The sequence below is a fragment of the Bacteroides fragilis NCTC 9343 genome (genome assembly GCF_000025985.1).
GTDB classification, from domain to species: domain Bacteria; phylum Bacteroidota; class Bacteroidia; order Bacteroidales; family Bacteroidaceae; genus Bacteroides; species Bacteroides fragilis.
Genome location: NC_003228.3, coordinates 3,196,981 through 3,210,359, shown reverse-complemented (window position 1 = coordinate 3,210,359; position 13,379 = coordinate 3,196,981). Strand labels below are relative to the sequence as shown.

Sequence of the window (13,379 nt, the reverse complement as noted above, 5' to 3'; positions counted from 1 at the left end):
TAATACTATAATTTATCATGTTGACTCAAATTATCAATGGACGCATATTTACTCCGCAAGGTTGGTTGAACGAAGGTTCTGTGTTGATGAGAGATGGAAAAATTCTGGAAGTAACTAATTGCGACCTGGCGCTGATCGGTGCCAATCTGGTGGATGCCAGAGGAATGTATATTGTTCCCGGCTTTGTTTGTATGCATGCCCATGGTGGGGGAGGACACGATTTTACAGAATGTACCGAAGAGGCTTTCCGTACGGCGATAGCTGCACACATGAAGCACGGTGCCACCAGCTTTTTCCCGACACTTTCTTCTTCTCCGTTCTCCGAAATACGCAAAGCTGTAGATATATGCGAAAAACTGATGGCCGAACCCGATAGCCCGATACTCGGCTTACATGTGGAAGGCCCTTACCTGAACCGTAAGATGGCGGGAGAACAGTTTGCAAACCAAGTGAAAGAAGTCGATGTGGCAGAATACACCTCTTTGCTTGAAAGCACCGATTGCATCAAGCGTTGGGATGCCTCTCCCGAACTGCCCGGAGCACTTGACTTTGCACGTTATCTGAAGTCGAAGGGAATTGTAGGAGCTGTTTCGCATACGGAAGCCGAATATGATGGCATAAAGGAAGCATACGAGGCGGGATTTACACATGCTGCGCACTTCTACAATGCAATGCCGGGCTTTCATAAGCGTCGCGAATATAAATACGAGGGAACGGTTGAGAGCGTCTACCTGACCGATGGCATGACTATCGAGCTGATTGCTGACGGCATTCATTTGCCTTCCACTATTTTGAAACTGGCTTATAAGCTGAAGGGTGTGGAGCATACTTGTCTGGTGACCGACGCGCTTTCATATGCGGCTGCTGAAGGTAAGGCGATCGACGATCCCCGTATTATTATAGAAGACGGTGTGTGCAAGCTTGCCGACCGTTCGGCCTTGGCAGGTAGTATTGCTACCATGGATCAGTTGGTACGTACGATGGTGAAGGCTGATATTCCCCTGGCAGATGCCATACGTATGGCTTCTGAGACTCCTGCCCGTATTATGGGAGTTTATGACCGTAAAGGATCTCTCCAGAAGGATAAAGATGCGGATATTCTGATTCTGGATCGTGATCTGAACGTCAAGGCGGTATGGGCTATGGGGCAGTTGGTGAAAGAGTCGTAAATAGTGCACTGCGGATTGAGGCTGCACCCATATATCATATTCGTACACATCGAATTCATTCATATCTTCGTGACGCCTTGCACCTTCCGGTCGCACCGATTTGGCGGTCTTTATCCATTCACGGGAATATGCTATGGCCATGTCGGAAGCTATTCAAGAGATGCATTGGAAAAGGAAATATAAACGTCATAACGATTGGTTTTTGAATAATTAATCGGATGTTCGCAAACAAGATAGTGAAATTCCAAGTTATCGTTTAGCCCCGCTAGGGGCACACTGCGAAGGCGATGGGAGTTTCACTATTTTCGTTTCATGTAATACAAGTAATAGCCGCTCGGTTCAGCTTGCACTTCAGCTCAAAGATTTTGGGGTATAGCGTTTGTCTTTCAAGGGAACAGACGTATATTTGTAAAAAAGAGGATACTGATAAGTATCATCGCCTGAGAACGAGTCATCCACTGACAGCCCATACTATGCGTGGGTGTAAACCTGTGTAATCCTATGTAATCTCTGTGTCGAATACGAATGTTGACACATCTTTATCTCTTCTCAAATTCGTACATTCCCTTATTTCTTCTTTTCCTCTGACCATTTCTCTTTTTTTCGAAAAACGGCCCCATAACCCTCTGTGTGGCCCTCTTTTTACCTTTTAAACCAGCACCCCTTTGGTTTAAAAGGTAAGGGGGCTTGGTTTAAAAGCTAGCCCTCCTTGGTTTAAAAGGTAAGCCTCTTTGGTTTAAAAGGTAGGATCCGCCCGTTTTCGCCCCAAATTTCACTTGTGAAAATCCTGTACAACGAAACTTCCCGGATCGTAAATGTGTTCTTCCGGATTGCCCCGGCGCTTGCTTTCATCGCATTTATACTTGCTTTCATCGCATCTTATACTTATCTTTCATCGTATTTATACTTACTCTAATCGCATTATACTTACTCTAATTGCATTATACTTGCTATAATCGCAACTATCCCTTTCGGCCCGTCGCTTATCCTTTTTCTCGGCAAACACTTCCTTCCTTTTCTATCGTCTTCATCCTCAATGCTTTTATACCTCTTGTTTCCTCTCTTCCCATTACTTGATTTAACGCACTGTTAAAACAAGTCTTTTGTCTTCAAAGAACAAGTCTTTTAGAAGCAAAAGCTTTGTCCTTTCCATCTCTGAAATAAAGGTCTCTCCAATCGCATTAACAATGTTAACGCAAGATTCCGTTCCATTCTTGTTTGATTTGCGTTTGATTCCTGTCTGATCCCTGCTCAATTTCCGTTCAATTCCCGTCCATCTTCCCTCAATTCTCCGCCTGCTTTTTAGTTTATCTCTCTCCCGATCCCAATTCCCTCCGCGATTTTCCTCCCCGAAACGTCTCTTTCCCTTCCCCGAAACATCCCTTTCTCTTCCCCGAAATGCCCCTTTTCCTCCCTTTCTCGGTAAATTCCCCTCCCTTCTGCATCTCCTTTCCCTCCCTTTCGCAACAATCCCCCTTTTCCCTCTCCCCGATAAATTCCCCCTATATAATATAATAATGTGTCCCTTTTCTTCCCCGGCCTTTTCCTTTTCCATAATCAATTATCAGAACCGTCCTCTCCCTCAGCCCTTTACGCTTCCATGCAAAATTTATTCAAAAAAATCCCCTTTTATATTTGTCTCGTATCATATAATCCCGTACTTTTGCATCCGCTTTCCAAGAGACGGAAAGTCTTTAGATTTTGACATGTTGCAACGGCGTAGGATTTGCCTTAAAGAATAACAAAAATAATTTCCTTTTTATTTGGATCATTATTATAAAAGTCGTTATCTTTGCAGTCCGATTCGCAGAGCGAGGGCCTTTGTCCGACACTTCTTTCCCTTTCGCACAGAGAGGCTTGGAAATAAAAGACGGGCATTGAAAAAAAAACTTCCCAAAATATTTGGCAGTTTAAAATAAACCCCTTACCTTTGCACCCGCTTTTGAAACGAAGCAGAAATTAAAAAAGAAGAGTTCTTTGAAACATTGATAAACAATACAAGTAGTACAAGTCAAATTTAGAACCGTCAATACTTATTATATAGGTATGTAAAAAATGACCGTCAATAAATTTTCGACATCCTGAACAGAGCTAATATCATCCCTTATGGGATATATAACAATACTTTTACAATGAAGAGTTTGATCCTGGCTCAGGATGAACGCTAGCTACAGGCTTAACACATGCAAGTCGAGGGGCATCAGGAAGAAAGCTTGCTTTCTTTGCTGGCGACCGGCGCACGGGTGAGTAACACGTATCCAACCTGCCCTTTACTCGGGGATAGCCTTTCGAAAGAAAGATTAATACCCGATAGCATAATGATTCCGCATGGTTTCATTATTAAAGGATTCCGGTAAAGGATGGGGATGCGTTCCATTAGGTTGTTGGTGAGGTAACGGCTCACCAAGCCTTCGATGGATAGGGGTTCTGAGAGGAAGGTCCCCCACATTGGAACTGAGACACGGTCCAAACTCCTACGGGAGGCAGCAGTGAGGAATATTGGTCAATGGGCGCTAGCCTGAACCAGCCAAGTAGCGTGAAGGATGAAGGCTCTATGGGTCGTAAACTTCTTTTATATAAGAATAAAGTGCAGTATGTATACTGTTTTGTATGTATTATATGAATAAGGATCGGCTAACTCCGTGCCAGCAGCCGCGGTAATACGGAGGATCCGAGCGTTATCCGGATTTATTGGGTTTAAAGGGAGCGTAGGTGGACTGGTAAGTCAGTTGTGAAAGTTTGCGGCTCAACCGTAAAATTGCAGTTGATACTGTCAGTCTTGAGTACAGTAGAGGTGGGCGGAATTCGTGGTGTAGCGGTGAAATGCTTAGATATCACGAAGAACTCCGATTGCGAAGGCAGCTCACTGGACTGCAACTGACACTGATGCTCGAAAGTGTGGGTATCAAACAGGATTAGATACCCTGGTAGTCCACACAGTAAACGATGAATACTCGCTGTTTGCGATATACAGTAAGCGGCCAAGCGAAAGCATTAAGTATTCCACCTGGGGAGTACGCCGGCAACGGTGAAACTCAAAGGAATTGACGGGGGCCCGCACAAGCGGAGGAACATGTGGTTTAATTCGATGATACGCGAGGAACCTTACCCGGGCTTAAATTGCAGTGGAATGATGTGGAAACATGTCAGTGAGCAATCACCGCTGTGAAGGTGCTGCATGGTTGTCGTCAGCTCGTGCCGTGAGGTGTCGGCTTAAGTGCCATAACGAGCGCAACCCTTATCTTTAGTTACTAACAGGTTATGCTGAGGACTCTAGAGAGACTGCCGTCGTAAGATGTGAGGAAGGTGGGGATGACGTCAAATCAGCACGGCCCTTACGTCCGGGGCTACACACGTGTTACAATGGGGGGTACAGAAGGCAGCTAGCGGGTGACCGTATGCTAATCCCAAAATCCTCTCTCAGTTCGGATCGAAGTCTGCAACCCGACTTCGTGAAGCTGGATTCGCTAGTAATCGCGCATCAGCCACGGCGCGGTGAATACGTTCCCGGGCCTTGTACACACCGCCCGTCAAGCCATGGGAGCCGGGGGTACCTGAAGTACGTAACCGCAAGGATCGTCCTAGGGTAAAACTGGTGACTGGGGCTAAGTCGTAACAAGGTAGCCGTACCGGAAGGTGCGGCTGGAACACCTCCTTTCTGGAGCGATGTTGAAAACGACGTTCATTGGTTCTAAATTGTACTACTGGTACTTGTTTATTTATAGAATATAGATCAACCATCTATAGCAATATAGATAGAGATAAACAAGAGAAAAACAGAAGCCGAGTCTAAAACAGGACACGGTTGAACTAGTCCTATAGCTCAGTTGGTTAGAGCGCTACACTGATAATGTAGAGGTCGGCAGTTCAACTCTGCCTGGGACTACCAACAGATAGATATTTTATCTTGTATGATTGGGGGATTAGCTCAGCTGGCTAGAGCATCTGCCTTGCACGCAGAGGGTCAACGGTTCGAATCCGTTATTCTCCACTCCGATACCGCGACCTAACAGGCTTGCGTGTAATCAAACGATCTTTGACATGATGTACAGAAAAAAGTAAATTTAGTAAGAGCTAAAAGTATATATCGAACCATTTGGTTCAGATCCTTTTTAAGAAAAGGAGATGAATCTGGCGATAAAAGAAAGTAAATAAGGGCGCATGGCGGATGCCTTGGCTCTCGGAGGCGATGAAGGACGTGATAAGCTGCGATAAGCTTCGGGTAGGTGCAAATGACCTTTGATCCGAAGATTTCCGAATGGGACAACCCGGCATTCTGAAGGAATGTCATCCAACTTGGTTGGAGGCTAACGCAGGGAACTGAAACATCTTAGTACCTGCAGGAAAAGAAAATAAATAATGATTCCCCTAGTAGTGGCGAGCGAACGGGGATTAGCCCAAACCACCCATGTTACGGCATGTGTGGGGTTGTAGGACCACGCTCTCGCAAGACAGTTATTGAGAAGAAACGACTGGAAAGTCGTGCCATAGACGGTGATAGCCCGGTATTCTAAGGTAACCGAAGCGTAGTGGTATCCTGAGTAGCGCGGAGCACGAGGAATTCTGCGTGAACCAGCCGGGACCATCCGGTAAGGCTAAATACTCCCGAGAGACCGATAGCGAACCAGTACTGTGAAGGAAAGGTGAAAAGCACTTCGAATAGAAGAGTGAAATAGTCCCTGAAACCATGCGCCTACAAGCGGTCGGAGCAGCTTAAGCTGTGACGGCGTGCCTTTTGCATAATGAACCTACGAGTTACTTTTTCCGGCAAGGTTAAGCATCTTGAGATGTGGATCCGAAGCGAAAGCGAGTCTGAACAGGGCGGATAGTCGGAAGGAGTAGACGCGAAACCAAGTGATCTACCCTTGGGCAGGTTGAAGGTTAGGTAACACTAACTGGAGGACCGAACCGATAAGCGTTGAAAAGCTTCCGGATGACCTGAGGGTGGGGGTGAAAGGCTAATCAAACTTGGAGATAGCTCGTACTCCCCGAAATGCATTTAGGTGCAGCCTTGAGAGTTACTAATGTGAGGTAGAGCGACTGATAAGATGCGAGGGCTTCACCGCCTATCAAGTCTTGATAAACTCCGAATGCGCATTAGTTCTATCTCAGGAGTGAGGGCATGGGTGCTAAGGTCCATGTCCTAAAGGAGAAGAATCCAGACCATCAGCTAAGGTCCCCAAATAAACACTAAGTTGAACTAACGAAGTCAGATTGCTAAGACAGCTAGGATGTTGGCTTGGAAGCAGCCATTCATTTAAAGAGTGCGTAACAGCTCACTAGTCGAGGAGTTTGGCGTGGATAATAATCGGGCATAAGTGTTTTACCGAAGCTATGGGATCCTAATGGATCGGTAGGGGAGCATTCCACTCAGCGTTGAAGGCGAAGCGTGAGCTTTACTGGAGCGTGTGGAAAAGCAAATGTAGGTATAAGTAACGATAAAGGGGGTGAGAAACCCCCTCGCCGCAAGACTAAGGTTTCCTGATCAACGCTAATCGGATCAGGGTTAGTCGGGTCCTAAGGCTCAGCCGAACGGTGAGGCCGATGGCAGAACAGGTTAATATTCCTGTACTACCTATAAGAGTGATGTGGAGACGGAGGAGTGACAACGCCGCGGACTGACGGAATAGTCCGTTAAAGGGTGTAGATGTTGATTATCCCAGGCAAATCCGGGATAAGAGTCGAACCTGATAGTATACCAATTTCCTCGGAAAACGGTAATAGTGCGTGTAAACATACTCCCAAGAAAATCCGCTAAACTTAATCTTATAGGTACCCGTACCGTAAACGGACACACGTAGTCGGGTTGAATATACTCAGGCGCTTGAGTGAATCACGGTTAAGGAACTAGGCAAATTGACCCTGTAACTTCGGGATAAAGGGTCCCTACCCGGTGACGGGAGGGCGCAGAGAATAGGTCCAGGCAACTGTTTAACAAAAACACAGGGCTGTGCAAAATTGAAAGATCACGTATACAGCCTGACACCTGCCCGGTGCTGGAAGGTTAAGAGGAGATGTCATCGCAAGAGAAGCATTGAATTGAAGCCCCAGTAAACGGCGGCCGTAACTATAACGGTCCTAAGGTAGCGAAATTCCTTGTCGGGTAAGTTCCGACCTGCACGAATGGTGTAATGATCTGGACACTGTCTCAACCGTGAGCTCAGTGAAATTGTAGTATCGGTGAAGATGCCGATTACCCGCGATGGGACGAAAAGACCCCGTGAACCTTTACTATAGCTTAACATTGAATTTGGGTAATTGATGTGTAGGATAGGCCGGAGACTTTGAAGCAGGCACGCCAGTGTTTGTGGAGTCGCTGTTGAAATACGGCCCTTTGGTTATTTGAGTTCTAACTCGCTGGTGCGAGGACACTGTTTGGTGGGTAGTTTGACTGGGGTGGTCGCCTCCAAAAGCGTAACGGAGGCTTCTAAAGGTGCCCTCACGCCGATTGGTAACCGGCGGTAGAGTGTAATGGCATAAGGGCGCTTGACTGGGAGACTTACAAGTCGATCAGGTAGGAAACTAGAGCATAGTGATCCGGTGTTTCCGTATGGAAGGGACATCGCTCAAAGGATAAAAGGTACTCCGGGGATAACAGGCTGATCCCTCCCAAGAGCTCATATCGACGGAGGGGTTTGGCACCTCGATGTCGGCTCGTCACATCCTGGGGCTGGAGAAGGTCCCAAGGGTTGGGCTGTTCGCCCATTAAAGTGGCACGCGAGCTGGGTTCAGAACGTCGTGAGACAGTTCGGTCTCTATCTATCGTGGGCGTATGAAATTTGCGTGGCTCTGACACTAGTACGAGAGGACCGTGTTGGACTGACCTCTGGTTTACCGGTTGTGCCGCCAGGTGCATTGCCGGGTATCTAAGTCGGGATTGGATAAGTGCTGAAAGCATCTAAGTACGAAGCCAGCCACAAGATTAGATTTCTTTTTAGGGTCGTTGTAGACTACAACGTTGATAGGACGCAGGTGTACAGGTGGTAACATCACAGCCGAGCGTTACTAATTGCCCGATGACTTTCTTTTATCCGCCTTCAATGGTTTATATATCCGTTTAGCTTCACTATTTATATAATAGACCGCTGAATTTACTTTTGTACATTATGTCTACCTTATTCAGGTGACTATAGCATCAGGGTTCCACCTCTTCCCATTCCGAACAGAGAAGTTAAGCCTGATCACGCCGATGGTACTGCGTAACAGTGGGAGAGTAGGTAGTCGCCGTTTTTTTCAGATGGTTCATCCCCTTCGGTCGAAAGACCGGAGGGGATGACTTGTTTTATGCCATACCCTGTTTAACAAGGATTCCCGACCACCTCTTTCTTGGTTCATCCGGTATATTCCAGATTCAACCTTCAGTTTTCCGGCTTTATCATAATTATGTCTTTGATGTATTATCAGGCTCCTTATCTTTGCCGTTGCCTTAAAAGATGAAACGTGAAGATAAATGTGTCCGTATCGTCATATCCTTTACTTTTTGACGATTCTTTTCTTGATAATGAACAGTTTTCTTGCTCTTTTCTCTTTTATTATCAGATTGAATTTTGTACTTTTGGCGAGAATCTGATAAGAAACACTTAGATATTATAATATAAACTTCTAAATAGTCCGTGAATATGGAAAACAAAATTCAAGAGTTGACCGATAAGATTTATCGTGAAGGCGTGGAAAAAGGTAATGAAGAGGCCCGCCGTCTTATTGCGAATGCTCAGGAAGAAGCTAAAAAAATTGTTGAAGATGCCCATAAAGAAGCTGAATCAATTATTGCCTCCTCTCGTAAATCTGCCGACGAACTGACAGAAAACACCAAATCAGAACTGAAACTTTTTGCCGGTCAGGCTGTGAATGCTTTAAAATCGGAAATAGCCACTATGGTGACTGACAAGATTGTGACTGCACCGGTAAAGGAGTTTGCACAAAATAAAGATTTTCTGAATGCATTTATCGTAGCTCTGGCTTCTAAATGGAGTGTAGACGAACCGATTATCATCTCAACTTCTGATGCGGAGTCTTTGAAAAAGTATTTTGCTGCCAATGCTAAAGCATTGTTAGATAAAGGTGTTACCATAGAACAAGTGAATGGCATAAAGGCATTGTTTTCCGTATCTCCTGCAGACGGTTCATATAAAGTGAATTTCGGAGAAGAGGAATTTATGAATTACTTTAAAGCATTCCTGCGTCCTCAGTTGGTAGAAATGTTATTCTAAAGGGATGCGTTATGAGTAAATATTATTACTTGGTAGCCGGTTTGCCGGAACTCACACTTGAGGACAGCAAGCTGAGCTATACAGTAGCTGATTTTAAAACGGAAATTTACACGGGCTTGTCAGTTTCAGATCAGAAATTGATTGATCTGTTTTATTTGAAGTTTGACAATGCCAATGTGCTGAAGCTCTTGAAAGATAAGGAAGCCGCTATTGATACTCGGGGAAATTTTTCCGCGGAGGAACTGGCGGAATATATTTCTACCCTTAAAGAGGGAGGAGAAGTCAGTGCCAAGGAGTTTCCCACTTATCTTGCTACTTTCATTTCCGCTTATTTTAATACTCCGGCAGAGAATGCTGTTTTATTGGAAGATCATCTGGCTGCACTTTATTATGATTATGCGATGAAGTGTGGAAATAAGTTTGTGGCTTCCTGGTTTGAATTTAATCTCACTATTAACAATATTCTCGTAGCATTGACTGCGCGTAAATATAAATGGGATATTGCCTGCAATATTGTGGGTGATACGGAGATCTGTGAGGCATTGCGGACTTCCGGAGCCAGAGATTTCGGACTGTCGGGCGAAGTGGACTTTCTTGACCAGTTGGTGAAAATCAGCGAAATAACAGAACTGGTGGAACGTGAGAAAAAGCTGGATGCTTTGCGGTGGAACTGGATGGAAGATGCTATCTTCTTCGATTATTTCACTATCGAACGTATTTTTGCTTTTCTGTTGAAACTGGAAATGATTGAACGTTGGATCTCTCTGGATAAGGAAAGAGGCAATCAATTGTTCCGAAGTATCATAGAGTCACTGAAGAATGAAGTGCAGATTCCTGCTGAATTCAGGTAATACTGCCAAACTCGGATAAATAAACTAAAAAAATATATGGCAACAAAAGGAACTGTTAGTGGCGTTATTGCCAACATGGTGACCCTCGTCGTTGATGGGCCGGTAGCTCAGAATGAGATCTGTTATATCTCAACCGGCGGAGACAAATTAATGGCGGAGGTGATTAAGGTCGTAGGTACACATGTATATGTCCAGGTGTTCGAAAGTACTCGTGGACTGAAAGTGGGAGCCGAGGCCGAATTTACCGGACACATGCTTGAAGTGACTTTAGGTCCCGGTATGTTATCAAAGAATTATGATGGTCTGCAAAACGACCTTGATAAGATGGATGGAGTATTCCTGAAGAGAGGACAATATACTTATCCGTTGGATAAAGGAAGTGTATGGCATTTTGTTCCCCTTGTCAGTGTGGGGGATAAAGTGGAAGCATCTGCCTGGTTAGGACAGGTGGACGAGAACTTCCAGCCATTGAAGATTATGGTGCCTTTCACTCAGAAAGGTGTTTGCACGGTGAAGTCGATTGTTCCCGAAGGCGATTACAAGATTGAAGATGTGGTTGCAGTTTTGGTGGACGAAGAAGGAAATACCGTTGAAGTGAATATGATCCAGAAATGGCCGGTGAAGCGGGCTATGACGAATTATAAAGAAAAACCGCGTCCGTTCAAGTTGCTTGAAACCGGTGTGCGTGTGATCGATACTGTCAATCCGATAGTGGAAGGCGGTACCGGATTTATTCCCGGTCCGTTCGGTACGGGTAAGACGGTACTTCAGCATGCCATTTCAAAACAGGCCGAAGCCGATATCGTGATTATCGCTGCTTGTGGGGAGCGTGCAAATGAAGTTGTGGAAATCTTTACCGAATTTCCGGAATTGGTGGACCCGCACACGGGACGTAAGCTGATGGAGCGTACCATTATTATCGCAAATACATCGAACATGCCGGTAGCAGCGCGTGAAGCTTCTGTGTATACGGCCATGACGATTGCCGAATACTATCGTGCCATGGGATTGAAAGTCCTGCTGATGGCAGACTCCACTTCCCGTTGGGCGCAGGCATTGCGTGAGATGTCGAACCGTATGGAGGAGTTGCCCGGACCGGATGCATTCCCGATGGACCTGTCCTCAATCATTTCTAACTTCTATGGCCGTGCAGGCTACGTGAAACTGAATAACGGCGAGAGCGGTTCTATTACCTTTATCGGTACAGTATCACCTGCCGGTGGTAACTTGAAGGAGCCGGTGACAGAGAACACCAAGAAGGTAGCCCGTTGTTTCTATGCTCTGGAGCAGGATCGTGCCGATAAGAAGCGTTATCCGGCTGTAAATCCGATCGATTCTTATTCCAAGTATATCGAATATCCTGAATTTGAAGCATACATTGCCGAGCATATCAATGATGAGTGGATCGGTAAGGTGAACGAAATCAAAACTCGCTTGCAACGCGGTAAGGAGATTGCCGAGCAGATCAATATCCTGGGTGATGACGGTGTACCGGTAGAGTATCACGTAATCTTCTGGAAGTCCGAGTTGATAGACTTCGTTATCTTGCAGCAGGATGCGTTCGACGAGATTGATGCCGTGACTCCGATGGAGCGTCAGGAGGCTATCTTGAATATGGTGATAGACATCTGTCATACGGAATTTGAGTTTGATAACTTTAATGAGGTTATGGATTACTTCAAGAAGATGATTAACATCTGCAAGCAAATGAACTATTCGAAGTTCAAGTCGGAACAATATGAAGGTTTCCAGAAGCAATTGGAGGAGTTGGTTGCCGAGAGAAGTGTCAAATAGTAGATTGAAACTAAATTGTAAATAATAACATGGCTACAAAAGCATTTCAAAAAATATATACTAAGATTACTCAGATTACCAAGGCCACCTGTTCGCTGAAAGCTACAGGGGTAGGATATGATGAGTTGGCCACTGTGAATGGTAAACTGGCTCAGGTTGTAAAGATTGCCGGTGACGAAGTGACTTTGCAGGTGTTTGAGGGTACGGAAGGTATCCCGACCAATGCCGAAGTTGTATTTCTGGGTAAATCGCCTACGCTGAAAGTGAGCGAGCAACTGGCCGGACGTTTTTTCAACGCTTTCGGTGATCCTATCGACGGAGGACCGGAGATCGAAGGGCAGGAGGTACCGATCGGAGGGCCGTCTGTAAACCCGGTACGGCGTAAACAGCCTTCCGAGCTGATTGCAACCGGTATCGCAGGTATCGACTTGAACAATACACTGGTTTCCGGTCAGAAGATTCCGTTCTTCGCCGATCCCGACCAACCGTTCAACCAGGTGATGGCTAACGTGGCGTTACGTGCAGAAACAGATAAGATTATTCTGGGCGGTATGGGTATGACAAACGATGACTACCTGTATTTCAAGAATGTATTTTCCAATGCCGGTGCGCTCGACCGTATCGTCAGTTTCGTGAATACCACGGAGAACCCTCCGGTAGAACGTTTGCTGGTACCGGATATGGCTTTGACTGCGGCTGAATATTTCGCAGTACAGCACAATCAGAAAGTATTGGTTCTGCTGACCGATATGACTTCGTATGCCGATGCTTTGGCTATCGTGTCAAACCGTATGGACCAGATTCCTTCGAAAGATTCTATGCCGGGTTCGCTCTATTCGGATCTTGCCAAGATCTACGAAAAGGCTGTACAGTTCCCCGATGGCGGCTCCATCACGATTATTGCCGTGACTACATTGTCCGGTGGTGATATTACGCATGCTGTGCCGGATAATACAGGCTACATCACCGAAGGACAGTTGTTCCTGCGCCGTGACAGTGACATCGGTAAGGTTATTGTCGATCCGTTCCGTTCATTGTCCCGTCTGAAACAGTTGGTAACCGGTAAGAAAACCCGTAAAGACCATCCGCAGGTGATGAATGCTGCCGTGCGTTTGTATGCCGATGCCGCTAATGCCAAGACTAAATTGGAAAATGGTTTCGACCTGACCAACTATGACGAACGTACTTTAGCTTTTGCCAAAGATTACTCCAATCAGTTGCTGGCCATCGACGTCAATCTGGATACGACCGAAATGCTCGATGTAGCCTGGGGACTGTTCGGCAAATACTTCCGTCCGGAAGAAGTAAATATCAAGAAGGAACTGGTAGATCAGTATTGGAAAAAATAGTAAATA

Annotated in this window: 6 protein-coding genes, 2 tRNA genes and 3 rRNA genes; 10 read left to right on the top strand and 1 reads right to left on the bottom strand. The window is 45.7% G+C overall.

What is annotated here, in order from left to right; all coding sequences use genetic code 11:
- Positions 1 to 17: 17 nt before the first annotated feature.
- Positions 18 to 1,169, top strand: a complete 1,152-nt coding sequence (gene nagA, locus BF9343_RS13175) for an N-acetylglucosamine-6-phosphate deacetylase (RefSeq protein WP_005788533.1) — start codon at positions 18 to 20, stop codon at positions 1,167 to 1,169.
- 1,078 nt (positions 1,170 to 2,247) lie between these two features.
- Here the strand turns inward: nagA and BF9343_RS13170 are convergent.
- Positions 2,248 to 2,724: a hypothetical protein gene (locus tag BF9343_RS13170; RefSeq protein ID WP_010993124.1), complete on the bottom strand. Its 477-nt coding sequence runs from the start codon at positions 2,722 to 2,724 to the stop codon at positions 2,248 to 2,250.
- Between the two features lie 574 nt (positions 2,725 to 3,298).
- On the opposite strand from BF9343_RS13170, the gene BF9343_RS13165 reads away from it, so the two are divergent.
- The 9 genes from BF9343_RS13165 (at position 3,299) to BF9343_RS13125 (ending at position 13,373) form a co-directional block, all read left to right on the top strand.
- Positions 3,299 to 4,827, top strand: a 16S ribosomal RNA gene (locus BF9343_RS13165).
- Between the two features lie 154 nt (positions 4,828 to 4,981).
- Positions 4,982 to 5,058: transfer RNA gene (locus BF9343_RS13160), tRNA-Ile, on the top strand.
- A gap of 28 nt (positions 5,059 to 5,086) precedes the next feature.
- Positions 5,087 to 5,160: transfer RNA gene (locus BF9343_RS13155), tRNA-Ala, on the top strand.
- A 150-nt stretch (positions 5,161 to 5,310) separates the two neighbouring features.
- Positions 5,311 to 8,198, top strand: a 23S ribosomal RNA gene (locus BF9343_RS13150).
- A gap of 90 nt (positions 8,199 to 8,288) precedes the next feature.
- Positions 8,289 to 8,399 (top strand): 5S ribosomal RNA (rrf, locus tag BF9343_RS13145).
- The 16S, 23S and 5S rRNA genes sit together here with 2 tRNA genes alongside, the layout of an rRNA operon.
- 389 nt (positions 8,400 to 8,788) lie before the next feature.
- A complete protein-coding gene (locus BF9343_RS13140) occupies positions 8,789 to 9,379 on the top strand; it encodes a V-type ATP synthase subunit E family protein (RefSeq protein WP_005788438.1) in 591 nt (196 codons plus the stop codon).
- 11 nt (positions 9,380 to 9,390) lie between these two features.
- Positions 9,391 to 10,230, top strand: a complete 840-nt coding sequence (locus BF9343_RS13135; RefSeq protein WP_010993123.1) for a DUF2764 domain-containing protein — start codon at positions 9,391 to 9,393, stop codon at positions 10,228 to 10,230.
- 36 nt (positions 10,231 to 10,266) lie between these two features.
- Positions 10,267 to 12,024 carry a V-type ATP synthase subunit A gene (locus tag BF9343_RS13130; protein WP_005788434.1) on the top strand — a complete coding sequence of 586 codons (1,758 nt, stop codon included), beginning with the start codon at positions 10,267 to 10,269 and terminating at the stop codon, positions 12,022 to 12,024.
- 29 nt (positions 12,025 to 12,053) lie between these two features.
- Positions 12,054 to 13,373, top strand: a complete 1,320-nt coding sequence (locus tag BF9343_RS13125) for a V-type ATP synthase subunit B (RefSeq protein WP_005788433.1) — start codon at positions 12,054 to 12,056, stop codon at positions 13,371 to 13,373.
- The last annotated feature ends 6 nt before the right edge of the window (positions 13,374 to 13,379 follow it).